The sequence below is a fragment of the Vreelandella xerophytica genome, from assembly GCF_968048975.1.
The window spans coordinates 762,706-785,479 of sequence record NZ_OZ309106.1; the positions used below are offsets into that span (position 1 = coordinate 762,706).

A 22,774-nucleotide genomic window follows, 5' to 3' on the forward strand; every position below is an offset into this window, starting at 1 on the left:
CCATCAATAGTGGGTGCTTAAATCCATACCGGCGTACAGCTCGGCGACTTCCTCGGCGTAGCCGTTGAACATGCGGGTATCGATGTTGTTGGGACTGAAAAGACTGTTGGGCAGGCGCCGCTCCGTGGCCTGGCTCCAGCGGGGGTGATCGACCTCCGGATTCACGTTGGCGTAGAACCCGTACTCGTTGGGGGCGAGCAGTTGCCAGGAATTGACCGGCTGCTCTTCGACCAGCGAGATACGCACAATGGACTTGATGCTCTTGAAGCCGTACTTCCAGGGCACGACCAATCTGAGCGGCGCGCCATTCTGGTTGGGCAGCTCGCGCCCGTACATGCCCAGCGCCAGGATCGACAGAGGATGCATGGCTTCATCGAGACGAAGCCCTTCCACGTAGGGCCAGTCGATCAGCGCAAACGACGAGCGCTGCCCGGGCATCTGTTCCGGGTCGACCAGCGTCTCGAAACGCACGTATTTGGCCTTGCTGGTGGGGTCGGCCCGGCGGATCACCTCCGCCAGCGGGATGCCCAGCCAGGGAATGACCATCGACCACGCCTCCACGCAGCGTAACCGGTAGATGCGCTCTTCGAACTGTGAGGGCCGGGCGAAGTCCTCCAGCGTGAAGCGCCCGCCGTTGTTCACCTCGCCATCCACCACCACGCTCCAGGGTTCGGTCTGCAGGCTGCTCGCGCGCCTGGCCGGGTCGCTCTTGCCGGTGCCGAATTCGTAGAAGTTGTTGTAGCCGCTGGCATCCTCGAACGGGGCCAGGGTGTCCTTGTCGGGATCACGAGGGGTCACGGCGCGCCACTGAGTCTGGCTGATTTTCTGATCAAGCCAGGCCGGCGCCTCGCCGGGGGGCACATCCGTGTAATCTTCGCTGGCCTTGACCTTGCCCGAAAGTGCAAGCCCTGCGCCGAGCCCTGCCACGCCGCCTAGAAAGCGCCGCCGGCTGAGATAGACAGACTCTGGCGTCACGTCGGATTCGTGCAGGTCGCTGGGTCTGGCGATTTTGATAAGCATGTTTATCTCCCTGGCATCGGCCCTGGGGTGCGGTGGCGAAGGGCGCTTTCTTTGATGTTTTAGTTTTACGCAAGGCTGTCTCGGCTTTTCTAGCCATACGTGTGATTCGATGGATGGCTGATCGAAAAGTTCGTCCCGCCAACGTGTAGACCACCGGGTTTAACGGTCAGGGGTAGCGATGGCCGCCGGTGTGTTTTCGTTCACGCGGATATGACCGGGCTGGTGGGCCAGGGTATCCGCCAGGCGGTCAAGCGACAGGGCAAGCCGCTCGACAAGGCCAATGAGCAGTTCCCGGCGCTTTTCGGGCTCATGAGCGTGGTTTTTCAAGGCATCATCGAGGTGATCACCCGCCTCGATGATGCCTTGCGGCGCATGGCCCCGGGCGCTCTGTTCGAACCCTTGGGCAAGGGTGCGTAACAGCTGGCGATGGGCCCTTTGAATCGCCGGGTGGGGGGTGTTATCCAGCTGGTGGCGCAGGCGCAAAATGGCCGTGCCGATATCCAGCCCCGTCAGCCCCAGGGTAAAGAGATGGCGCTGGTCCCGGGCCAGCATGTCGTCGTGCTGGGCGAGTTGCAGGAGCCTGTCGGCCATGTGGCCCCCAAAGCGGGTTTCGCTTTGCGCGATGGTGTGCCGGCGCAGCCTGTGTATGTCCCGGGAAATGGCGTGGATCAGACGCCGCCTGCGAAGCTTCGTGCCCAGCCCCGGCAGCAGGCGAAACGCCGTGACTACCGTGGTGAGCCCGATGATGGCGGCCACTACCCGGTTGGCGAAGCCGTCAAAGGAGAAGTCCATGTCGTTGCCTGGCATGGTCAGCAAAATATTGAAAATGGTAAATGCCAGGCAGTACCCCATGGTCGCCGGGTTGGCGGCGCCCAGAAGCCCCAGAAACAGCGGCGTGCCGAATACCACGGCCATCAACGGGAAGTCATGCACCTGGGCAAGCAGCACATGGCCGAAAAGAAACGCGCTGGGGATCGCTGCGAGCATGCCTTTATAGAACATCAACGTGACGGTGACCGGGTTATCCCGGCTGGCAAAGAACGCCGAGAAGAGCGTACCCAGCATCATCGCCACCATGGCGCTGTTCCAGGCGGTCACGATCCAGAAGGTGGCAAGCGCCGCGAACACCAGCCCCGAACGCAGCGCGTTGATACTGGCGCTCAAGCGGTCCCGGTGCCAGGCAAGAGGCCCTGCCTTGAGCTGATAGGTGCCGGGGGTGGCGATGGCCTCCCGAGCGTCCAGCATGATCATCGCATGGCCCAGGGTCTCGCGAAGCCCGAGACGCAGACGGCGATCCAGAGGGGCCAGATGGTGATCGGTCGCTTCGTCGCTATCGTGAAGCTGCGAGCGCAGCGCTTGAAGATGGCCGCGCGCCTCACCGACGCCCTTGACGTTCTCGGCGTCGCGAAAGCCCTGGGCCAGTTCTCGGGCGATGGCCAGGCTGCGCGGGTCAAGGCGCTCGGCGTGATCGAAAAGCAGTTGGTGAAGTGCATGCAGGCTGGCCAGAAAGCGCAGCGAGCGCCGAGTGAGCACGTGCGAGGCGCGAATGCGCCCAGGCCCTTCCGGGCCTTCAAAACGCGCCGCCTGGCTGTCGGTTTCAAGTTGGGTCAGCGCGCCAAGGCTTTCCCGCAGCGCCTGGAACATGACGTCACGTTCGTCGCTGGCCTCGAGGCGAAGGGCGGCGTGGGTAAAGGCGCGGTTGATCACCGTATCCGCCTGCTGGGCCAGATGGCTTCCCACTCGGGTGGGCCACAAGAGGGAACTGACCAGCGTCGCGCAAATTGCCCCCAGGCCAAGCTCGGTGAGTCTGGCCATGGCGATGGTGAAAATTCCGGCGGGGGTGCTGTTACTGGCTATCACCACGATCAGCATGGCGGTGACGGCGGCCATCAGGCAGCCGTAGGTATAGTTGTTGCGCCAGAGCGAGCCCACGTAGGTGCATAGCATGATCCAGAGCGTCAGCGTGACAAGCGCGGGTACCCGTGCCTGGGCGAAAAACGCCATGATCACGATGCCGGCCAAGGCGCCGATGAACGTGCCGAGCAGCTGGCAGATGCCTTTTTCGATCACCATGCCGCTCATGGGCCGCACCTGTAGAAACGCGGCGGAAATCAGCGCCCAGTAGGGGCGCTCAAGGTCGAAGAAGAATGCGACATAAAGCGCCAGCATCATCGCAAGCGTGGTCTTGATGGCAAACTTGACCGCCGTGACCTCAGGCATCAGATACGTTCTGACAAGCGGCGACATGAGGTTATCCGTCGTCGTCTGGACGAATGCGAACGGTGGCGGTCATGCCCACGCTCAACAGCATCTGCTCAGGAACCTCCTCAAGCGCGATGCGTACCGGAATGCGCTGAGCCAGGCGTACCCAGTTGAACGTGGGAGCCACCTGAGGCAGAAGCTGGGCGTTGAGAGCAGTGTTGGTATCGGCAATGCCACGGCCGATACCCGCCACCCGGCCCCTTAGCTGGGTGTCGCCTTGCATCAAGGTCACCACGGCGGGGTCGCCCACGCGAAGAGAGGTCATCTTCGTCTCTTCGAAGTAACCCACCACGTAATAGGAGTTCTCGCGAATCAGGGCCATGACCGGGGTGCCCCGGTTGACGAAATTACCCGCACTGAACTGAACGTTAAGAATATGGCCGCTGGCCGGGGCGGTGGCGTTGGCTCGTTCAAGATCCAGCTGGGCACTGGCCAGGGCCGCCTGGGCCTGTTCCAGGTCTGCTGCGGCCACCTGGGAGTTGATCTGTGCGATCTGCTGGTTCTCTTCGCTGATCGCCCGGCTGTTGCCCAACTGGTTACGCCGGTTGGCTTCGGCGCGGTGCAGCTCAAGGGTGGCCTGGCGGTGAGCGACTTCGGCCTCGGCCTGGTCCACCGCGGCCTGGTAGCGGGCTTGATCGATTTGAAAGAGCGTATCGCCCTGGGTGACATGATCGGCATCGCTGACATCGAGCGAGCGTACCCAGCCGGAAACGTCGGGGGCGATGGTGATGACATCGGCGTGCACCCGACCATCGCGTGTCCAGGGGGTATAAAGATAGTAGCGCCAAAGCCAGGTGCCGGCGGCAATGGCCAGGGCGACCATCACCAGGGTCAACAGGATACGAAGCGATGGGCGCATCAGGGATTCTCGAGCAAGACAGTGAATATGAAGGTGATCAGCGCGGTGAGAATCACAAACAGCGATACATCGAACCACGCCTCAAACCACAGCGTGCGCGGGCCTGCAATGACATGCAAAAGGGTACGAAACATGAGCGTCGAGAGAAAACCCAGCAGCGCATAGAGCAGCAGCGGACTAATATAAATACCGCCAATGGCGATTTCCTGAAGACCCATAACGTCATCGATTCCTTGGGTGCTCGCGTAAAGAGGGCGTTGCTGGGCCGTTTAGTGCCTGGCACCGGGCGGTGTTCGCCTCGCCAGTATAGTCATTTACGCAGGTTGTTGCGCGAACGGCCGCCAGGTGCGCTAAGCTTGGCGCTTGACAGGTGGCTGACAGGGAAATGACCTTGCGTTATCCGGCGAAAAGCCAGCAATGGGCAAGCGTCAGCGTTCGAGATGGCTCGCCAAGCCGACACCATTAATGGATGAATGTATGAAACGAATGGCTGCATGGCCCGTATGGATAATGGGGCTTGCGATGGTGCTGTTGACCAGCGCAAGCTTCGCCCAAAGCGACGAAGACGAGAGCGGCAACAACACGCTTTGGTTTGTTCAGGAGGAAATCAATGCCGGGTTGGGCGAGACCCCCGAAGATCTGATTCGCGTCACGCCGCGCGAGGCGATCAGAAACTTTCTGTCGCTGACCGATGAGGGTAACTACCAGGACGCGGCCCACCTTCTCAACCTCTCCAACTTTGACACCGATGAACAGCGCGAGCGCGGGGAAGAACTCGCCATGCAGCTCTCCGAGGTGTTGAAGCGCGGCGACTGGCTGACGGCCTCCAACCTGCCCGCCCGCCAGGATGCCGTGATTGAAAGCACCACCGGCGAGAATCCGCTGGCCGGCAAACCGCGCCGGGATATCGAACTGACCACGCTGGATTCCGGGGGGGAAACCTATGATATTCGCCTGGGACGCTACCGCGTCGAGGGGGAGGAGCCCGTGTGGCTGGTCATGCCCGAGAGCGTAGCCTCCATTCCGGTGCTTTATGAAGAGTACGGCCCGTCCTGGGTCGAAGATCAGCTTCCCCAGCGTTTCAAGACCTCGCTTGGCCCGCTGATGATCTGGGAGTGGATCGCCGTCCCCCTGTTTTTCCTGATGATCATCGCGTTGGGTTGGGGCGTTAACAAGTTGGTGGAGTTAACGGCGCGAGTACTCCCTTCAGGCAGTATCTCCATTTTCGTCACGCGTATCAAAACGCCCGCATCGCTTCTGGTAATCGCCTTCATCACCCAGACGCTGCTGGATTACGTGGTCTCGTTTTCGGCCATGGCGACGACGACGTTTCGGGTGCTTCTGGTCATGGTGATCGCCTGGGGGCTTGGCTCCATTGCCCTACGCTTGATAGATACCATCCTGTTGAACATGGCCAGAAAGCTGGTAGGGGAAATAGACGACACCAAGACCCGCGACGAACGCCGCTTTCTCACGTCGCTTTACGCCGTGCGCCGGGCGATCATCCTGCTGACCGTTACCGGCGCATCGGTCTACGTGCTCAGCCAGATCCAGCTTTTTGAAACCCTGGGCCTGTCCATTCTGGCCTCGGCCAGTGTGCTCGCGGTGCTGGTGGGTATCGCCGGTCAGGCGGTACTGGGCAACATTCTTTCCTCGTTCCAGCTGTCGCTTGCCAAGCCGATTCGGATCGGCGACTTGATCATGTTCGAAGGCCAATGGAGCTACGTCGAAGGCATTTTCTATACCCATATCCGACTGAGAGTGTGGGATGAGCGGCGCCTGATCGTACCGGTCACCTACTTTGTCTCCAAGCCCTTCGAGAACCTGTCGGTCAAAAGCTCCAAGCTTTACCGCTCCCTGGAGATGACGCTTCATATCAGCGCCAATATCGAGACCCTGCGCAAGAAATTCATGGAGTACGCGCAACTCGAGGAGAACGTCATCGAACATCACCGTCTTCTCTGCGCAGTGACGGCGCAAAACGGCTCGCAGCAGACGCTGACCTGCTATTTCGTCACCTCCGAACCGTTGGTCGGCTGGTATGCAGAGGTAAACCTTCGTGAAAAGATGCTGACCTTCGTGAGGGACCGGCATCCCGAGTGGTGGCCGCGGGATATCATGGTGATCAGCCACGAAGATATCGCCAAGGGCGAAGGCGCCAAGATACAGAAAACCATCATGGCCACTTCCAGCCCCAAGGAGGAAGGCAACGATTGAAGCCGGCCTGTACTCAAAAGCCCCGAAAGCAAGGCTTTCGGGGCTTTTCTGATGCCTGGGCTAACGCACAGGCGCAAGATGTCCTGGACGGAAAGCGTCCTAGGAGAAGACGCGGAAACGTTCGCTGTCGTCCATGAACGTCTTCTCGCTAAACGGCGCCTCATGAGAGCCAAACGGCATCTGCGCGCGCAGCGTCCAGGTGGCGGGTAGATCCCACTCCTTGGCGACGGCCTCGTCGATGATGGGGTTGTAGTGCTGGAGGCTGGCGCCGATGTTGGCCTCGGCCAGCGCCGTCCATACCGCGAACTGGGCAATGCCGGTGGAGTGCTCCGACCAGACCGGGAAATTGTCGGCGTAAAGCGGAAACTGCTCCTGCAGGCCCTTGATCACGCTCTGCTCTTCAAAAAAGAGCACCGTGCCGGCGCCGGCGGCAAAGCGGTTCACCTTCTCTTCGGTCGGCGCAAAGGACTCCGCCGGTACCATTTCACGCAGGGTGTCCATCACGATCTGCCAGAACCGGTCGTGCTGGTCATTGAACAGAATCACTGCCCGCGAGCTTTGCGAGTTGAACGATGAGGGCGCCAGTTTCACCGCTTGCTGGATCAGCTCGGTGGTCTCGTCCTGGCTTAACGAGATGTCCTTGCCAATAACGTACTGGCTGCGACGGTTTTCAAACACGCTAATTGCTGAGTTGGCCATTCAACCTCTCCTTGTATCGTGTGAGTCATGGGCGGTGCCCGAATCGATGATGCTAAATTTAATACAGCGAACCTGTCGAATCCATGGATAAAAGTCCGCTACTAACGTGAAGAAAATTCTTTTATCGCTTCGTTGCTTACTCGGATATCAGCCCGGTCGCCTGCTCCATCAGCGTCAGGAAACCGTCCTCATCCAAATAACCGCTATCCTGGGTGACCAGCCAGGTCTGACCGTCAATCGCTTGAAGGGTCTGGGCAGTGCGGGCGTCGTCACCCAGATAACCCTGCATTACTTGCGGGCCGCTGATGAGAATGGTGCCGATCTCGCCGGTGGGCTTTTCTGTCAGATCTTTCGGGTCGACGATCTTGATGCTGGTACCCGGCAACGGCATGCCGACGCTGCCCGCCTTGGCTCCGCGCTGTACTTGAAGGTAATTGATATCCAGCGCATCGGGCAGGTTCACCGTTGCTACCGGAGCACTTTCGGTCACGCCGTAGCCTTCGAAAATCAGCTTGCGGAACTTGCGCTCGAAGGCGTTGCGCAACTCGCAGCCAACGGCTTCTCCGCCGGCCACCACTACGCGCAGGCTGTCCAGCATGAGTGGGTGCACTTGCTCGCTTTGTGAAAGCTGACGTAAAAACGCCGCGTTGGTGCAAAGAATCGTCGCCTGGTGTCGGGCTACGGCCTTGGCAATGCCGGCGGGATCCAGCGGGTCTGAGGGGCACACCAGTGGCAGCCCCTCGATCAACGGAAGGAGCTGGGTAGCGGTCAGGCCATAGGCATCAAAAGGGGCGAGCGTGGTCACCATGGCATCATTGTGCTCGGTGTTGAGCGCATCGGAGATCTGCTTGAGATTGGCCATGAGGTTACGATGACTCAGCTTCACGCCTTTCAAGGCACCGGCGCCATCGCCGGTAACGACGATCACCGCCGTGGCCTCTGTTTGGTGCGAACGGCTCAGTAAGTGGCGAAGTACCGGAGTCGGCAGCAGGCGCACGCTCAGCCAGGTAATGAAACGCTCCCCCTGGCCTGCGTTGATATCTTCCAGATAGAGGACCCGGCGATCGGCCAACAGCGCCGCCACCTCTAGCCCTCGCTGCTCAAGGCGCGCGACGAACGCTTTGGAGGTTACCACCGTAGTGATGCCGGCGAGGGCGAGGGTGTGCTCGAGCGTCTTCTGGGTCGCCGTGTAGTCCAGGTGAACCGGTGTCTTGTTCGCCATCAGCGTAGCCATCGTGGTGAGTACGCCTTCGTTACTGCTGGGCAGCAAAAGCCCGATGGGTGCTTTCTGGCCAAGGGAGGTCAGTCGCCTGGCGATGATGGCGCTTTCGCTCAGCGCCTGGGCGGCGCTGAGCATACGGCGTGAAGCGTCCGTCAGTGCAAGCTCTTTAGGTTGGCGCTTGACGCTCTTGATCCAGGCGTCGGGCAGGGTATCCAGCTCTTCCATGGCGTGCTGCCAGGAGCGCGTGGCCTGCTCGAAAATACGCCGCTTGAGCACATCCGCCGGGGTGTTCTTGGGAAGCGGTGCGCCGAAGGCCACGATCACCGAGCGGTGCAACGGGGCGTTGCGCAGCGCTTTCAGCTTGCTGGAAGAGCGCGAGAACTGGCTGCCCCACAGCCCGCGCAGGTAAAACGGGACGATTCTGACGTCCGGGTTGGCCATTTCGCAGGCGCGCTGATAGCCGCGGCGAAACTCGCCCAGTTGGCCGGTGCGGCTGATGGCGCCTTCCGGGAACAGGCACACGACCTCGCCGGCGTTGAGCTTGTCGGCCACGATCTCCAGTGACTTGTTGGCGTTTTCACCCCGCTCGATGGGAATGCAGCCCAGCGCTTTCAAGAAGCCGCGCAGATACCAGCGCTCATACACGCTTTTCAGCATGACAAAGCGTACCGGGCGCGGGCAGGCAATCTGCACCATGGCCCAGTCCACCCAGCTGATATGATTGCCCAGCAACAGCACGCCCCCCTGGGAGGGCATGTTCTCCAGCCCCTGGACCGCCACCCGGTAGTGGCGAGTGAGCAGAAAGCTCAGCACGAAGCGTACCAGGCTCTGAGGCAGCTTCACCACGGTGTAAGCGCCGCCGGTTAGCGCCAGGGCCGCAATCAACAGCAGTAGATAGCGGCTGTCGAACCCGGCCAGCGCTATCAGCGCGGTGATGATCAAAAAGCCCAGCATGGCCAGGTTCTGAACCCAGTTATTGGCGGCCAGCACGGTGCCAAGCTCCCGCTCGTCGGCGTGAAATTGAATCAGCGCGTTCAGCGGCACAATAAAAAGCCCTCCCATGGTGCCGATGAAGACGAAGTTCAGCGCCTGGGCCCCCGGGGTGGAGAGAAGCGGCAGACAGCCAAGCCCCAGCGCCACGCCCAGCGCCCCCACCGGGATCAGCCCGGTTTCGATCCGATTACGCGAGAAACGGCTGGCCAGCACCGAGCCCAGCGCGATCCCCACGCCGCTGGCGGCCAGAATGCCCTGCAGTACCAGCGTATTGTCGATACCCAGCGCGCCCTTGGCGTAGGCGGGAAACGCAGCGAGCAGTACCTGGCCTACCGACCAGAACGTGGCAAGACCAATGATCGAGAGCCTGAGCACCGGCTGGCGGGCTATCACGCTGAGGTTTTTCCAGGTAGCCCCTCCGCTCAAGGTACGTTTCCAGTCAAGCCGGCTGGCCGGGTTGGCCGGGTGGTCCAACGGTAAACGGTAGAGCGTGAGCGCCTGTACCACGCTGTTGGCGACCAGCAGCCAGCCAAGCGGGGCGATAGTGGCGAGCATTTCCCCGGCAGAGGCCGCGCGGGCGTCGACCCAGGTCTCGAAAAGCGCGGTAAAGATCAGAGTGCCGGCCAGAATCGCAGCAATGGTAATAGCTTGTATCAGCCCGTTGGCCTCGGCCAGGCGCTGCTTGCCGAAGAGCCCTTTGATCAGTCCGTACTTGGCGGGAGAGTAGAACGCCGACTGAATGGCCAGCAAGAGCGTCATGGCAAACGCCAGCCAGAAGTGACCAGAATAGTAGGCCGCGGTAATCCCCAGCGATACCGCCACTGCCACCCAGGCGGAAAAGCGTAGTACCCGCACCTTGGGAAAGGCGTTTGCCGCAAAGCCGGCGGGGGTGAACAACACAATGAACGGCAAAAGAATCAAACCGTTGACCAGCGCGGTCAGCGCAATTTGCGTGGGGCCTTCAAAACTCTTGAACAGGGTATTCTGAATGATGACCTTATGGCCAAGATCCATGACGGCGTTCAGGAAAATCGCGATAAGGTAGGGCCAGATGCCTTTCGTCTGCAGCAGGCTTTGCATGATCGTGTAACCTTGTCCTCAGGCATTGAAGCCAGCTTTCACGGGGGAAGGGCGAATCGATTCAGAACTGTTTTCAGAACGATCATTAAAACGATCTGCAGCAGTATATTGTTAAAGTGTACTGGTGCCAGAGCGCCATCTGCCCGCATGAAACCCGAAAGATGCTCACCCCGGCGTGGCTATCCAGCTCACGGCAAGCAGCCAAAGCTGCAAGAATGAAGGGGCACGCTGATCGAAAGCTCGAAAGCATCAACTTACGCGTCGCAGTGGGAGATTCTCGCTGTGGACACCGCTTTTTGGCCAGCTTTTTGGTACGCTAACTGCTGACTTATCCTTCGCTGAAAACTCATTTTATGTCATCGACCACGTTCAACGCCCTGGCCTGCCCGCTCGACGGCGACCCGCTCACCCATGTTGTAGGCGCCTGGCGCTGTGCGGCGGGGCACAGTTTCGATATTGCCAGACAGGGTTATGTGAACCTGCTGCCGGTTCAACGCAAGCGTTCAAACGACCCGGGCGACAGTAAAGCCATGGTGGCTGCTCGGCAGCGTTTTCTGAATGCCGGGCATTACCAGCCCATTGCGGAGGCTATCAATCGCGCTGCCCTGCTCGGTGTGCCGGAACACATGCCGCTTAGCTGCCTGGATGCGGGCTGTGGCGAAGGCTATTATCTGCGCCAGCTGGCCCAGGCGGTATCTGATGCGGCGTTGCTGGAACTTATCGGCTTGGATATTTCCAAATGGGCGGTCATGGCAGCGGCAAAGCAAGATCGTCAGAAAGGGCAAAGCCGCCCGCAAGCCACCTGGGTGGTAGGCAGTAACGCCAACTTGCCGGTGCAATGCGAAATGTTGGATAGGCTGTTATGCATGTTCGGATTTCCCGTGATGAGCGAGTTTGCCAGAGTGCTCAAGCCGGGAGGGGTGCTGTTGCAGGTGGAAGCAGGTTCAAGCCATTTACGCGAGCTGCGTGAGATCATTTACCCCACGCTCAAGCCTGAACGCAATGGTGAGCTGACGGTGCCGGAAGGGTTTACACTGCAAGCAACGGAGACGGTCAATTACCCGCTGACGCTTAATGGCAAAGAGGCCATTGCGGATCTGCTGGCCATGACGCCACACCTTTATCGGGCAAGCGCCGAGGGCCGCGCAAGGGCAGCAGCCCTTGAAACACTGACCGTGCGGGTGGATGTACGAGTAATCAGGTGGATCAAGAACGAATAGAACACGCGGGAGGGGGGGGCAAGCCATGATCAAAAGCTTGTCCAGCCTGACGCGATTATGTCAGACCCAAACGCAACAAGGCCCGCATGAGCGGGCCTTGCCAGTCAGACTTGAAGTCTGAACAAACGCTTAATAATGAGTATTAAGAAGTTTGCTTGATGTTTGACGCCTGAAGGCCTTTCTTGCCCTGGGTAACGTCGAAGGAGACGCTAGCGCCTTCCTGCAGGGTCTTGAAGCCGTCGGCTTGAATTTCGGAGAAGTGAGCAAACAGATCGTCGCTACCATCGGAAGGAGCAATGAAGCCGAAACCTTTGGTGTCGTTGAACCACTTAACTGTGCCAGTTGCCATGTTTAAATCCTTTCGCGCATATGCGCTGTAATAAAATTCCTGGTATTACCCAGAGGAAGTAGCGGGTGAAACAAGGAATACAATATCAGGCTGCCGAAAAGATCGTACGCTTCTGAAACCATGCTGCTTGCTAACCAACTGACGCCACAGTGTCATGATTGGCGCCGCGCGTCAAAGCCTTTTTGTATTTATTTACATGGGCGGCAGGCGTCAGGGGCCTCGTGATCCCTTGACCCCACGCCTTGATTAAACCGCATGAGCTGCACCAGCGCCCCCATGCCTGCTACCAGCGCCGCGCCGATGGCGAGCATCCAAAGGGGTAGCGCGCCGGCGACAATAAGCCCACCGACCGCCGCGCCGAGCGCGCTTCCCAGATAAAGCGCGGATTCGTTCAGCGCCACCGCCAGATTGGCATCGCCATGGGGCCCGCGCACCCGCATCAATTCGCTGTTTTGAGGCACCTGCAGTGCCCAGCCCGCCGCGCCCCAAAGCGCGATAGGCGCCAGTGCCAGCCAAGGGTGCAGTGAAACCGCCCAAGGCAGGCAGCCAAGCGATACCGCTAGAAGCCCCATGATGGCCAGCACCACACGGGGCGCTGAAAGTCTGTCCACCGCCGGGCCGACCAGGAAACTGCCCGCAATGCCGCCAAGCCCCCATACCCAAAGATAGAGCGCAATGGGGGGCACGCCTTCAAAGGCAAAGCTTGTCATGAAGGGCGCAATAAAGGTGTACATGCCCAGACTGGCGATGGCCCCCAGTAGCGAAACGCTCAGGATGGCGATAGTAGCGGGATGTTTCAGAATCAACGCCTTGCGCAGTAACGGTATGGGAGGCGCTGAGGGAAGGGGCGGTAGTTTGAGAGCCAGGCCGCCAAGCGCCACTGTACCCAGCAAGGCGATGAGCCAAAAAGCCGATGCCCAGCCTGTCTGCTCGGCCAGCAGCAGGCCAAGCGGTACGCCGAGTACGGTACCGCTGGCCATGCCGCCCATGAGAATGGCGATGGCCTTGCCATCTTGTCCGTCCGGTGCAAGCGCGGTGGCCGCCGCGATACCCAGCGCCAGATACACCCCGGCACCCACGCCGGCCACCGCCCGCCAGGCGGCCAGTGCCGCAAAGCTTTCAGCGGTGGCGCTCAACACGTTGGCGATGACGAACACGGCCAGCGCCGAAAGCAGCCCCGCCCGCTGGCGATGGCCGGGAAGCAGCGCCACCACGATCGGCGAACCCAAGGCGTAAGCCAGCGTAAAGGCTGTTACCAGCTGGGCCGTTACTGCCTCTGAGACCGAAAAGGCAGCGGTCACCAGTGGGATAAGGCCGGCGGTGACATAAGACGCCATTCCCAATGAAAAGGCGCCCAGGGCAACAAGATAAATCGATAGTCGAGACGAAAACGCCATCAGGCTCTCCAGTCAGGTTCTTTATTGGCTTGGCAGCGGTTGTTGCTGTCCGCTACCCAGTGGTGAAAGCGCTATTCTGGGCAGGCTTTAAAGGGGGTACAATTTAACCGTTTATACTATTACTGAAGGCAACAAGATGGCGGTAGCTCGTTCGTTGAATCGCACCCGTACGGCGCTTGGGGAATTCTTGCGCAGCCGACGCGAACAGGTAACCCCTGACGAGGTCGGCTTGCCAGCGGGTAAGCGGCGGCGCACGCCGGGGCTGCGGCGTGAGGAGGTGGCGGCACTCTCTGGGGTCGGGTTGACCTGGTATACGTGGTTGGAACAAGGGCGCGATATTCGCGCCTCTAGCGATTTTCTCGATCGTCTGGCGCGAACGCTGAAACTCGATGCTGCCGAGCGGCGCCATCTGTTTCTACTGGCGCACCAGCGCCTACCCGCCGAACCCGGCAAAACCTGGTGCATCGTGCCGCCTCTGGTGCATCGTTTGATGAACGATCTACCCACGCGGCCTGCGTACGTCTTGAACTTGCGCTGGGATGTGCTGGCCTGGAACCCCGCCGCTGATCGTCTGTTTGGCTTCTCCGAGCACCCACCCGAGCAGCGTAACCTGCTATGGCTGCTGTTTGCGGATACGGCTACGCGCGCGCTTTTCGACCCTTGGGAAGCGCAGGTACGGCAGATGCTTGCCAGTTTCAAGCGTGATGCCGCCCGTGCACCGGATGACCCGGACATCAATGAATTGATCAAGACGCTAGGGCAAGTCGATCGGGATTTCAAAACCTGGTGGGCCGGACAGGATATTCACGGGCCTTGCCAGGGCGTTCGCCATCTTAATCTGGCATCGTTAGGGCCGATCGAGTTTGAGCATACCTCGTTGATGGTCGATGAAGACCGCCACCTGCGGTTGGTCTATTACGCGGCGAGCAAGAAGAAAGAAACCGCCTTTGACCACTGGCTTCAGGCGTCCTGGGCACCTGTGTCATGACGCGCTGTTCACGGCTTTCTAAAGCCCACAGGCATCTGGCCTAGGAAGAATGCACGCCAGCTGTAAGCAGAGGGAAGGCTTTTTAGGCGGGCCAACCTATGTTGTATTTCCATGCCTTTTGCCGCGCTACCTCCAGGTAGTGTGCTTTTGAAGGCTTCAAAACACCATAAGCGTCATGTAATAAATAAATAAATAAATGATGCTTTTTATTGTTCAATTGAAGATTTTTATTGTAATAAATATGGGTTTCGACAGGGTCGTATTGTTATTGGAAGCATGGTGATCATGTATCCCATAAACGTTGATCATTATGCATCTTGATACCTAGCGACACCTCATGCTCGTATGTTCCGGGGCAATAAAAACCTTCTATGTACTCGACAGGAATTCCTTCCTCATCGAAAACAACTCGTCGGATACGCAATAAAGCCTCTCCCGGCTGTATTTTCAGAAGCTTAGCTTGATCTGGTGTTGCAAGCTTGGCCGTTATCGTTTGCCGTGCATGGGCCACCTTTACTTCGGCATTTGCCAGTAACAGCAGCAGGGGTTGAGTTGCCAAGTCTTCCTTTGAGTAAGTTCTACCGATCGACTCGGGAACATAGGTTGTTAAAAGTGAAAAAGGCACGCCAAGATGACTGCGTATTCGCACCGTTTTTTGTACCAGATTATCCTTGAGTAACTGCAAAGTATCGGCTATATCCTGATTCGCTTTCATGTAATCAAAATCTATAACTTCAACGTTGGTACTGAGGCCCATCGCGATCAAATTTTCGATGACACCTGAAATGCTTGCCTGAATGGGAGAGTCTTCTGTTGTCACGGGAAAAGTACCTTTACCCCTGAAGCGCTCCACTAAGCCTTCTCTGTTCAACCTCTCCATGGCTTTACGCACAGTGATGCGTGAAACCCCAAAATTTTGAGCCAATGCAATTTCATTGGGTAAGGACTGGTTGACCGGATACGCGCCATCCAGAATCTCTTGTCGAAGTACCAAGTAAACGCGGTGATGCTTGGGCCACGGGTTGTCGCTGTCTTCAACGGCTGGTGTCTGTGGGAGAACTCGCACAATGTCTCCTAGCATGAATGACGTGCAGATATTGTTATTTGTCCTATTGACATAACAAAAGTACCATGTATCAATGTTTGCTGTCAGGTAACCAATAACACTAATTACCGTCACATCTAAAATATAAAAACGATAACTGGAGAAACGCTATGTTCGACTATCGAATGTCTTGGCTTGTCCATTCTACTACGCAGCGCCACACTAAAAAATTATGGACGATGTCATGTCTCGCCTTGGGTAGTCTCGTCTTCACTGCACACGCTCAAGCACAAGCGTCCTGGCCGGATAGTCCCTTGGAAATTATCGTCCCCTTTGACGCAGGTGGAAGCGCCGACAGATTGGCTCGCGGGCTAGCCGAACACCTCTCACCACGCCTTGGGGTCCCTGTAACGGTACTAAATCGCCCCGGTGGCGCGGGAGCATTAGGAGCTACTTATTTTCAGCAGCAAGAAGCCGATGGAGAGACCTTGCTCGTCATGCAGGCTACGCCATATCTTGCCAGCGCCATCGAAGTTGGCGGCGCTCCTGTAAAGTGGGAAGACTTCGCGATATTGAGCGCTCAGTGGAATGACTACGGCATCGTTGCCGTACATAACGATAGCCCTTATGAGGACCTTGAGCAGCTTGTCAACGCAATGCGTGAACCCGGTGAGGTTAGCTCGGGCATTATTGTAGGCAATGGTGGCCACATACAAACGCTGGTAATGATGGACGCGCTCGATATCGAGCACGATAACGTACGCTTTGTCACTTACAGTGGTGGTGCTCCTCTGCGTACGGCATTGGCGGGTAATCAAGTCGACTTTGAAATCCTCGCCGCAGAAGCTGCTTTAACCATCGAAGAAGAAATTAGAGCGTTGGCCGTGGTGCACGACCAGCCAAGCGAAAGCTGGGATGCCCCGCTTTTGAATGATGAGTTGGCTCAATTGAGTATCGACCCCTTACCCCTGATCGGCGGCAATATTTCCGGTTTGCTGGTACATGCCACTTTGCAAGAGGAATACCCCGAGCGTTACGAGCGGTTGCTGGAGGCTTACCGGGAAACTCTTGAAAGTGACGAGTTCCAGGCGTGGGCGGATTCCGCGGGAATAGGCGCAGATTGGGTGCCGCCGGAGCAAAGTCAAATGTTGATCGATACGAGCTATGAAGCGATCAAGCAATATGCCCCGATGATTCAGTAACCGAGCGGCACGTACCATTCCAACTCAAAAGGCAGGCTGGGATATGGCGTCTTCATCGTTAGTTCGGCCCTTCCCTTGGGGTAACGTTCTTTTCTCATTAGTACTGGCTGGCGCGTTTTACTATTACGCGCAGCTAGTGCATGCAAATTCACGCGGGGTCACTGATTGGATGCTGGTGATCCCCGCTAGCGGTATCGGTATCGCGGCTCTTTTGGTCGTTGCTGGCACTAAAATAATCGATTGGTATAAGCAAAAAGAGCCGGTGACCGATGCCCATCAAACCGTTACCTATGGCACGGTACTCTTTATAGGCTTGTTGGCACTCTATGTAGTTACGCTGCCCCTGGTTGGCTTCGACGTTGGTAGCTTGATATTCGTAGCGCTCACGCTTTATCTGCAGGGTGAAAAGCGTTGGTGGTTACTGGCTATAACGAGTGTGACCGTTTCCCTCATCGTGACGTTCGTGTTTGTCAGCCTGCTGAACGTACGGCTTCCCACCACGATTTTCTAGCCAAGGGCATAGCGTTTACATGATCAATATCGATGCCTTTCAAGCTGCTCTGGAACTTCTCGCGAGCACGCCCGCCGCCTGGCTGGTAGTGCCTCCAGGGTTACTTATCGGGCTTTTTTTTGGCTCCATCCCCGGTCTTTCGATATCCATTGCAATGGCAGTGTTTCTACCCGCCACGCTCTACATGGATTTTTTACCTGCCATCCTGTTCTTGACCGCAATCTTTACCGGGGGCGGCTTCGGTGGCGCCATTCCGGCCATCATGATGAATATTCCCGGAACCTCCTCTTCGGTTGCGACGGCGTTCGATGGCTATCCCATGGCGCGTAAGGGGCTTCATGCTCAGGCGCTTGGGATTGGTCTGATGGCCTCTGTACTGGGCACGCTGGTCGGGTACCTGCTGTTGTTATTGACGGTTCAATCTGTATCGCACTGGGTTTTGAAACTTGGCCCGACCGAAATGCTGGTGATTGCGCTTTGGGGAATCACTCTTATCGCCGTGCTCAATGATGCCAGTATTTCAAAAGGGCTGGCGGCCGGCGTACTCGGTATTTTGATAAGTACGGTGGGATATAGCGACGCCGGGCAGATGCGAGGCACCTTCGGTAGCATGTATTTACTAGATGGCATTCCGGCTATTCCTGCGCTGATCGGCTTCTTTGCCGCGTCGGAGCTGTTCAATCTGATTGGCAAGCACTATATCGTTGATGATCAGCAAAATCGTACCGTTCGTTTCAGCGATATCGTGGCTGGCATGGGCCAGGCTATCGGTAAGCCCTACCAGATGTTGCGTGGTGGGTGCATGGGGGCAGTCATCGGCGCCATACCCGGCGTGGGCGCAAGTATCGCCAACCTAGCCGCCTACGCGACAGCGAAACGGCAATCCTCTCATACCGAATCGTTTGGCAAGGGCAATCCCGAGGGGTTGATCGCCGCTGAATCAGCCAACAGTAGCTCTGAAGGCGGCTCGATGATTACGCTGTTGGCGCTGGGTCTTCCTGGAGGCGCCGGCACGGCAGTATTGCTCAGTGCCTTTGCGTTACACAATGTCACGGGCGGGCCTCGCTTCATCCGCGAGAACACCGATATTGTCTATGCCCTTATTCTGGGCAATATGGTGCAGGCCCTTCTGCTGTTGATCGTGGGGTTGGCTTTTATTTTTGTAGCTGGCTATATCGTCAAGGTATCGTTACGCCTCATGATTCCTATCGTGCTCGTTTTATCAGTGGTCGGGGCCTATACCATTACTGGAAATATGGTGGGGCCGATTACAGTCGTAGCCACCGGCATCGTGGGATGGTTGATGCGCCTCTACGGCTTCCCCGTTGCAGCCACTGTGGTAGGGCTGTTAGTCGGAGGCATGGCCGAAGGTGAGCTGGTGAGAAGCATGCAGATCAGTGGTGGTAATCTAGGGTTCGTGCTAGAGCGTCCCATTACCTTGTTTTTCCTGGCTCTACTATTGCTTTCGGTCTTGCCTCGTATTATCGGTGGCTTCTCCAGAAGTCGAAATCACTAGATGAGCAGGCGTCAATTTATCTGAAAGGCTTGTATCCTACCTTTTGTAGCGTGGCCATGATGGAGCCACGCCATCGCTCTGCGTGTATCCATTCCTCCGTCATTCTAGGATTGTCATCTTCCAGCGTACCGCCAGCAACTTTGCATGGTGTCTTGCTAAACGCATTCAACGCGGTCTCCCTGTACGCAGATCTTGTGTGATTCGATCGCATGGTGCGTTTTCAGCAAACGCTCGATTTTTCACTATGCTATGGGAGACGATTATGAGGTGGTGTATGAATGACGCTAATGCATGGAGCTTTCGCCAACAAGCTCGGGTGCAATGATTTTAAACCAGGGTAGGGGATATGAAGGCATTACTATACGGCTATATGCGCATTTCACTCATTCTACGGGTCAGTATTGCTCTAGCGTTGGGTGTTGTCGTCGGGCTGGTAGGTGGTGAAGGCGTTGTTACATGGCTTGGCCCGGTGGGCGATCTGCTGTTGCGCCTGTTGACGTTTCTGATCGTGCCTATCGTGCTGTTTACGCTCATGGTCGGGATCAACCAGTCGCGCGAGGGCAGCGTGGGGCGGGTCGGGGGCAAGGTGTTTGTCTACTATCTGGTTTCCACGTCGCTGGCGATTATCGTGGGGTTGAGCGTGGCTTCGCTGTTCAGTCCCGGTAGTGGCATGACGCTGGATGAAAGTGCCAGCTTCACGGCACCGGAGAACCCGGGCCTGGTCGATGTCGTTCTCAATATCGTGCCGAGCAATATCATTGGCGCCTTTGCCGAACAGAACCTGCTGGGCATCATCTTCACCGCGCTGGTGTTCGGGTTCGCGCTGCTGAAGCTTCGCCAGAGCGCCCAACCAGAAACCGCCGAGCGCTTGTATGAAGTGATCGAGGGGCTGAACAGCGTCACGCTCAAGGTCATGGCGGGGGTGCTGCATGTGGTGCCCATCGGCGTGTTCGCCATCGTGGCCGAGACCGTCAGTCAGCAGGGCCTGGATACATTGCTGTCGCTGGGCGATATGGTGATGGTGCTGTATATCGCGCTGGCCCTGCAACTGGTGATCTATTGCATCATCATGCGCTTGTTCGGGGTGAAACTACGCACGTTCTTTCGGGAAGCGCGCACGCCCATGGCGACCGCGTTTGCCACCCAGAGCAGCTCCGGCACGCTGCCGCTGACGATCGACGCAGCGCAACGCCTGGGGATTTCGCGCAGCGTGTACGGGTTCAGCCTGCCGCTGGGGGCCACGCTCAACATGGATGGCGCGGCGATTCGTATCGCGATCTCCGCCGTCTTTGCCGCCAACGTGATCGGGGCGCCGCTCGATCTTGTCAGCATGGTGCAGATCGTGCTGATCGGCACGCTGGTGTCGGTCGGCACTGCCGGCGTGCCGGGGGCGGGGATCATCATGATTGCCACGGTGTTTGCCCAGGTAGGGCTGCCCATCGAAACCGTGGTACTGCTGACCGCCATCGATGCTCTGGTGGGCATGGGGGCGACCGCGCTGAACGTGACCGGTGATCTGGTAGGCACCACGGTGATTGCCCGTAGCGAAGGCCAGAAACTTGAACACGAGCCAGAAAGTGAACCTGCCACCGCCGAGCACGTTTGAAACGAGTCCTTAGAACAGAACAGGGCGCCTTGAAGGCGCCCTGTTCTGTTTCGTTCAAGGAACGCTTAGTACTTAACTTAATACTTAACTTAATACTTCAGAATCACATAAAACGCGTGAATGATGCCGGGAATGAAGCCGAACAGGGTCAGCAGAATGTTGAGCCAGAAATGGCCTTTCAGGCCGACTTCAAGAAAGACGCCCAACGGGGGCAGCAAGATGGCGAAAATCATCTTGATCGGATCAGTGGCGGTTAATGCCATGGTGTAAGCCTCCTATGCTTGTCAAGAATAACTACTTGTTATCCAGTTGCCTGCAAGTGTAGTTACCGCGCGCGCCCTTCGCGAATACTTTGCGTTAATTTGTGTAGTGGTGTTTGTGTTCATTCTAGGCCATCGTTGCCCTTTGCATTAGGGTCTACCTTCTCTCGAGGCCTGTGCCTTCTTACCGCGACGACCAAAGATGAGATGCTATGGATAAGCTATTGTCCTCCACCGTACTGCTGTTAAGCGCTGCGACCGCAAGCCCGGCATTTGCCCAGGCCCCCGCCTCGCCGGCGTCCGTCACGCTTTCCACGCTTGAAGTCAGTGCTCCGCGGCTTTCCCGGGAGCTTTACGCCACTCCGGCGGCGGTTTCCACTCTGGAGGGGGATGAAATCAGCCAGGGCCAGCAGCGGGTGCGCCTTGATGAATCGCTGGTGCGCGTGCCGGGGGTGTTCCTGCAAAATCGCGATAACTTTGCCCAGGGCCAGCGAATAGCCATTCGGGGCTTTGGCGCGCGAGCCCCCTTTGGCGTACGCGGTATTACCGTTCGCGTGGACGGCATTCCCTACACGCTGCCCGACGGCCAGGCCCAGCTGGATGCCATCGACCTGGACAGCGCCGAGCGCATCGAGGTCATTCGCGGGCCGTCATCGGTGCTTTACGGCAATGCCGCTGGCGGCGTCATCGACATCACCACCGCTGATGGCCGCAGTGATCCGGGCTCGCGTGTGCGCGTAGAGGCGGGCAGTGACGGCTATCAAAAGCTGGCGCTGCAAAACGGCGGCCAGAACGGCGACTGGTCACACCATGTCAGCCTGACCGGTTTGAACGTTGACGGCTACCGGGAGCAAAGCTCGACTGAAAAGTACCTGCTCAACGCCAAGCTGCGCCGTGAACTGGGCAGCGAGCGGGCGCTGACTGCCATCGTGAACTTGCTTGAAAACCCGCGCTCGGAAGATCCGGGGGCGCTGAACGCCCGGGAAGTGGCCCGGGGGCGCGATCAGGCTGCACCCAATTCGCTGGCCCTGGACGCCGGACAAAACGTCGACCAGCAGTTGGTCGGGCTTCAGTACGAGGATTTGAGTGCGGGTGCTGGCGAACTTTATCTAAGCGGCTTTTTCGCCAAGCGCGATTTCGAGCAGCAGCTTCCCTACGTGGGGGACAGCCGTCTGGGTTATCAGCGCGACTACATGGGCGGCAGCGGCGAGTACCACCACGAAGTGGCGCTGGGAACGCTGCCTTTGACCTATATTGTGGGCGTGGACGTGGCGCGCCAGGAGGACGACCGCTTTCGCAACGACGTCAGCGCGACCGGGGCGGTAGGTGAGCAGGTGGCCGATGAAAAGCAGACCGCTACCTCGACGGGCGTGTTCGCCCAAGGGGATCTCGGCCTGACCGAGGAGGTGACCTTCTCGCTGGGGGCGCGTTTTGACCGGGTAAGGCTCGAGGTAGACGATCACTACTTCAACGATGGCGATCAAAGCGGCGAGCAGACCTTCAACGAATGGAGCGGCTCCGCCGGGCTCAGTTACCGTTATCGGCCGCAGCATCAGGCATATATCAACACCGGGACGGCGTTCGAGACGCCCACCTTCAGCGAGTTCGCCAATCCTGCCGGCGGCGGTTTCAACCCAGGCGTGAAGCCTCAAAAGGCCTGGAACCGGGAAGTGGGCCTGCGCGGCTATGTGGCCCCTTTGGCGCTGGATTACGATCTGGCGCTCTTCTCGGTACGCGTGCGCGATGAGCTGGTGCCGTTTGATGAAGGGGGGCGCACGTTCTACCAGAACGCGGGCAACACCGACCGCGACGGCGTGGAACTGGCGCTCGGCTGGCAGTTCGCCCAGCAGTGGCGGCTGGACAGCGCACTGACGCTGGCCCGCTACGAGTTTGACGAGTTCACCACCCCCACCGAGCGCTTCGATGGTAACCGTATCCCTGGCTTGCCGGAGCAGACCTGGATCAGTCAGTTGACCTGGGAAAGGGATGACCGATTTGCCACGCTTGAAACCGAGTATATCGGCGATTTACTGGCTGATAACGCCAACGAGGTAGAGGCGGAGAGTTACTGGCTGGTGAACCTGCGCGTGGGTGATGGCTGGCAGCTCAATGAAAGCTCGCGGCTGAATGCCTATGTGGGGCTGCGTAATGTTTTTGATGAGGAACACTACTCTAACGTGCGCTTGAACGGCACCTTTGGCCGCTACTACGAGCCTGCACCAGGACGCAGCGTTTACGGTGGGGTCGAGATGAGCTTTTAAGACCGCGCCGGCCTTTATACGAACGGGCAGCCCAAGGGCTGCCCGTTTTCGTTGCTGACGCTCGAGA

The 22,774-nt window shown here is 58.2% G+C and carries 18 protein-coding genes; 8 read left to right on the plus strand and 10 right to left on the minus strand.

All coding sequences use genetic code 11. The annotated features are described in order from the left end of the window. Nucleotides 1-3: 3 nt before the first annotated feature. The 4 genes from msrP to ACWF8S_RS03625 form a co-directional block, all read right to left on the minus strand. On the minus strand, nucleotides 4-1,020 hold the full coding sequence (gene msrP / locus ACWF8S_RS03610) for a protein-methionine-sulfoxide reductase catalytic subunit MsrP (RefSeq protein WP_447555468.1): 1,017 nt from the start codon (nucleotides 1,018-1,020) through the stop codon (nucleotides 4-6). Nucleotides 1,021-1,179: 159 nt separating this feature from the next. Further along, on the minus strand, nucleotides 1,180-3,267 hold the full coding sequence (locus ACWF8S_RS03615; protein ID WP_447555469.1) for an FUSC family protein: 2,088 nt from the start codon (nucleotides 3,265-3,267) through the stop codon (nucleotides 1,180-1,182). 4 nt (nucleotides 3,268-3,271) lie between these two features. Continuing rightward, nucleotides 3,272-4,141 carry an efflux RND transporter periplasmic adaptor subunit gene (locus ACWF8S_RS03620; RefSeq protein ID WP_447555470.1) on the minus strand — a complete coding sequence of 290 codons (870 nt, stop codon included), beginning with the start codon at nucleotides 4,139-4,141 and terminating at the stop codon, nucleotides 3,272-3,274. Continuing rightward, nucleotides 4,141-4,359, minus strand: a complete 219-nt coding sequence (locus tag ACWF8S_RS03625) for a DUF1656 domain-containing protein (protein ID WP_447555471.1) — start codon at nucleotides 4,357-4,359, stop codon at nucleotides 4,141-4,143. The genes ACWF8S_RS03620 and ACWF8S_RS03625 overlap by 1 nt, the downstream gene beginning before the upstream one ends. 259 nt (nucleotides 4,360-4,618) lie before the next feature. On the opposite strand from ACWF8S_RS03625, the gene ACWF8S_RS03630 reads away from it, so the two are divergent. Then, complete coding sequence (locus tag ACWF8S_RS03630) at nucleotides 4,619-6,358, plus strand: mechanosensitive ion channel family protein (RefSeq protein ID WP_447555472.1); 1,740 nt, start codon at nucleotides 4,619-4,621, stop codon at nucleotides 6,356-6,358. Nucleotides 6,359-6,457: 99 nt separating this feature from the next. On the opposite strand, the gene ACWF8S_RS03635 is transcribed toward ACWF8S_RS03630, so the two are convergent. Beyond that, nucleotides 6,458-7,057 carry a nitroreductase family protein gene (locus tag ACWF8S_RS03635; RefSeq protein ID WP_447555473.1) on the minus strand — a complete coding sequence of 200 codons (600 nt, stop codon included), beginning with the start codon at nucleotides 7,055-7,057 and terminating at the stop codon, nucleotides 6,458-6,460. 136 nt (nucleotides 7,058-7,193) lie between these two features. Then, nucleotides 7,194-10,352 carry an MFS transporter gene (locus ACWF8S_RS03640; protein WP_447555474.1) on the minus strand — a complete coding sequence of 1,053 codons (3,159 nt, stop codon included), beginning with the start codon at nucleotides 10,350-10,352 and terminating at the stop codon, nucleotides 7,194-7,196. A 353-nt stretch (nucleotides 10,353-10,705) separates the two neighbouring features. On the opposite strand from ACWF8S_RS03640, the gene ACWF8S_RS03645 reads away from it, so the two are divergent. Next, nucleotides 10,706-11,572 (plus strand): putative RNA methyltransferase, encoded by an 867-nt coding sequence (locus ACWF8S_RS03645; protein WP_447555475.1) that lies wholly within the window; start codon nucleotides 10,706-10,708, stop codon nucleotides 11,570-11,572. A gap of 142 nt (nucleotides 11,573-11,714) precedes the next feature. Here ACWF8S_RS03645 and ACWF8S_RS03650 read toward each other — a convergent pair whose 3' ends face one another. Together ACWF8S_RS03650 and ACWF8S_RS03655 are read right to left on the minus strand one after the other, a co-directional pair. After that, nucleotides 11,715-11,921: a cold-shock protein gene (locus tag ACWF8S_RS03650; RefSeq protein ID WP_224105404.1), complete on the minus strand. Its 207-nt coding sequence runs from the start codon at nucleotides 11,919-11,921 to the stop codon at nucleotides 11,715-11,717. Nucleotides 11,922-12,109: 188 nt separating this feature from the next. Beyond that, nucleotides 12,110-13,318, minus strand: a complete 1,209-nt coding sequence (locus ACWF8S_RS03655; protein WP_447555476.1) for an MFS transporter — start codon at nucleotides 13,316-13,318, stop codon at nucleotides 12,110-12,112. A 136-nt stretch (nucleotides 13,319-13,454) separates the two neighbouring features. Here ACWF8S_RS03655 and ACWF8S_RS03660 point away from each other — a divergent pair, with 136 nt between their 5' ends. Beyond that, entirely contained in the window at nucleotides 13,455-14,306 is an 852-nt protein-coding gene (locus ACWF8S_RS03660) for a helix-turn-helix transcriptional regulator (RefSeq protein WP_447555477.1), read from the plus strand. Between the two features lie 283 nt (nucleotides 14,307-14,589). On the opposite strand, the gene ACWF8S_RS03665 is transcribed toward ACWF8S_RS03660, so the two are convergent. After that, on the minus strand, nucleotides 14,590-15,372 hold the full coding sequence (locus tag ACWF8S_RS03665) for a GntR family transcriptional regulator (protein ID WP_447555478.1): 783 nt from the start codon (nucleotides 15,370-15,372) through the stop codon (nucleotides 14,590-14,592). Nucleotides 15,373-15,521: 149 nt separating this feature from the next. On the opposite strand from ACWF8S_RS03665, the gene ACWF8S_RS03670 reads away from it, so the two are divergent. The 4 genes from ACWF8S_RS03670 to ACWF8S_RS03685 all read left to right on the plus strand — a co-directional run bounded on the left by ACWF8S_RS03670 (nucleotide 15,522) and on the right by ACWF8S_RS03685 (nucleotide 20,186). Beyond that, complete coding sequence (locus ACWF8S_RS03670) at nucleotides 15,522-16,553, plus strand: Bug family tripartite tricarboxylate transporter substrate binding protein (RefSeq protein WP_447555479.1); 1,032 nt, start codon at nucleotides 15,522-15,524, stop codon at nucleotides 16,551-16,553. Nucleotides 16,554-16,596: 43 nt separating this feature from the next. Beyond that, entirely contained in the window at nucleotides 16,597-17,064 is a 468-nt protein-coding gene (locus ACWF8S_RS03675) for a tripartite tricarboxylate transporter TctB family protein (protein WP_447555480.1), read from the plus strand. A 19-nt stretch (nucleotides 17,065-17,083) separates the two neighbouring features. Further along, the gene (locus tag ACWF8S_RS03680) at nucleotides 17,084-18,580 is read left to right on the plus strand and encodes a tripartite tricarboxylate transporter permease (RefSeq protein WP_447555481.1); all 1,497 of its coding nucleotides are present in this window, start codon (nucleotides 17,084-17,086) and stop codon (nucleotides 18,578-18,580) included. Nucleotides 18,581-18,926: 346 nt separating this feature from the next. Continuing rightward, nucleotides 18,927-20,186 carry a dicarboxylate/amino acid:cation symporter gene (locus tag ACWF8S_RS03685; protein WP_447555482.1) on the plus strand — a complete coding sequence of 420 codons (1,260 nt, stop codon included), beginning with the start codon at nucleotides 18,927-18,929 and terminating at the stop codon, nucleotides 20,184-20,186. Nucleotides 20,187-20,275: 89 nt separating this feature from the next. Here the strand turns inward: ACWF8S_RS03685 and ACWF8S_RS03690 are convergent, their stop codons facing one another. Continuing rightward, a complete protein-coding gene (locus ACWF8S_RS03690; protein WP_447555483.1) occupies nucleotides 20,276-20,449 on the minus strand; it encodes a YqaE/Pmp3 family membrane protein in 174 nt (57 codons plus the stop codon). A 209-nt stretch (nucleotides 20,450-20,658) separates the two neighbouring features. On the opposite strand from ACWF8S_RS03690, the gene ACWF8S_RS03695 reads away from it, so the two are divergent. Continuing rightward, on the plus strand, nucleotides 20,659-22,707 hold the full coding sequence (locus ACWF8S_RS03695; RefSeq protein ID WP_447555484.1) for a TonB-dependent receptor family protein: 2,049 nt from the start codon (nucleotides 20,659-20,661) through the stop codon (nucleotides 22,705-22,707). Nucleotides 22,708-22,774: the final 67 nt, after the last annotated feature.

What these genes read in the sequence shown, in the direction of transcription:
- msrP (WP_447555468.1), bottom strand. Translation starts at nt 1,020, where the DNA reads ATGCTTATCAAAATCGCCAGACCCAGCGACCTGCACGAATCCGACGTG.
- ACWF8S_RS03615 (WP_447555469.1), bottom strand. Translation starts at nt 3,267, where the DNA reads ATGTCGCCGCTTGTCAGAACGTATCTGATGCCTGAGGTCACGGCGGTC.
- ACWF8S_RS03620 (WP_447555470.1), bottom strand. Translation starts at nt 4,141, where the DNA reads ATGCGCCCATCGCTTCGTATCCTGTTGACCCTGGTGATGGTCGCCCTG.
- ACWF8S_RS03625 (WP_447555471.1), bottom strand. Translation starts at nt 4,359, where the DNA reads ATGGGTCTTCAGGAAATCGCCATTGGCGGTATTTATATTAGTCCGCTG.
- ACWF8S_RS03630 (WP_447555472.1), top strand. Translation starts at nt 4,619, where the DNA reads ATGAAACGAATGGCTGCATGGCCCGTATGGATAATGGGGCTTGCGATG.
- ACWF8S_RS03635 (WP_447555473.1), bottom strand. Translation starts at nt 7,057, where the DNA reads ATGGCCAACTCAGCAATTAGCGTGTTTGAAAACCGTCGCAGCCAGTAC.
- ACWF8S_RS03640 (WP_447555474.1), bottom strand. Translation starts at nt 10,352, where the DNA reads ATGCAAAGCCTGCTGCAGACGAAAGGCATCTGGCCCTACCTTATCGCG.
- ACWF8S_RS03645 (WP_447555475.1), top strand. Translation starts at nt 10,706, where the DNA reads ATGTCATCGACCACGTTCAACGCCCTGGCCTGCCCGCTCGACGGCGAC.
- ACWF8S_RS03650 (WP_224105404.1), bottom strand. Translation starts at nt 11,921, where the DNA reads ATGGCAACTGGCACAGTTAAGTGGTTCAACGACACCAAAGGTTTCGGC.
- ACWF8S_RS03655 (WP_447555476.1), bottom strand. Translation starts at nt 13,318, where the DNA reads ATGGCGTTTTCGTCTCGACTATCGATTTATCTTGTTGCCCTGGGCGCC.
- ACWF8S_RS03660 (WP_447555477.1), top strand. Translation starts at nt 13,455, where the DNA reads ATGGCGGTAGCTCGTTCGTTGAATCGCACCCGTACGGCGCTTGGGGAA.
- ACWF8S_RS03670 (WP_447555479.1), top strand. Translation starts at nt 15,522, where the DNA reads ATGTTCGACTATCGAATGTCTTGGCTTGTCCATTCTACTACGCAGCGC.
- ACWF8S_RS03675 (WP_447555480.1), top strand. Translation starts at nt 16,597, where the DNA reads ATGGCGTCTTCATCGTTAGTTCGGCCCTTCCCTTGGGGTAACGTTCTT.
- ACWF8S_RS03680 (WP_447555481.1), top strand. Translation starts at nt 17,084, where the DNA reads ATGATCAATATCGATGCCTTTCAAGCTGCTCTGGAACTTCTCGCGAGC.
- ACWF8S_RS03685 (WP_447555482.1), top strand. Translation starts at nt 18,927, where the DNA reads ATGAAGGCATTACTATACGGCTATATGCGCATTTCACTCATTCTACGG.
- ACWF8S_RS03690 (WP_447555483.1), bottom strand. Translation starts at nt 20,449, where the DNA reads ATGGCATTAACCGCCACTGATCCGATCAAGATGATTTTCGCCATCTTG.
- ACWF8S_RS03695 (WP_447555484.1), top strand. Translation starts at nt 20,659, where the DNA reads ATGGATAAGCTATTGTCCTCCACCGTACTGCTGTTAAGCGCTGCGACC.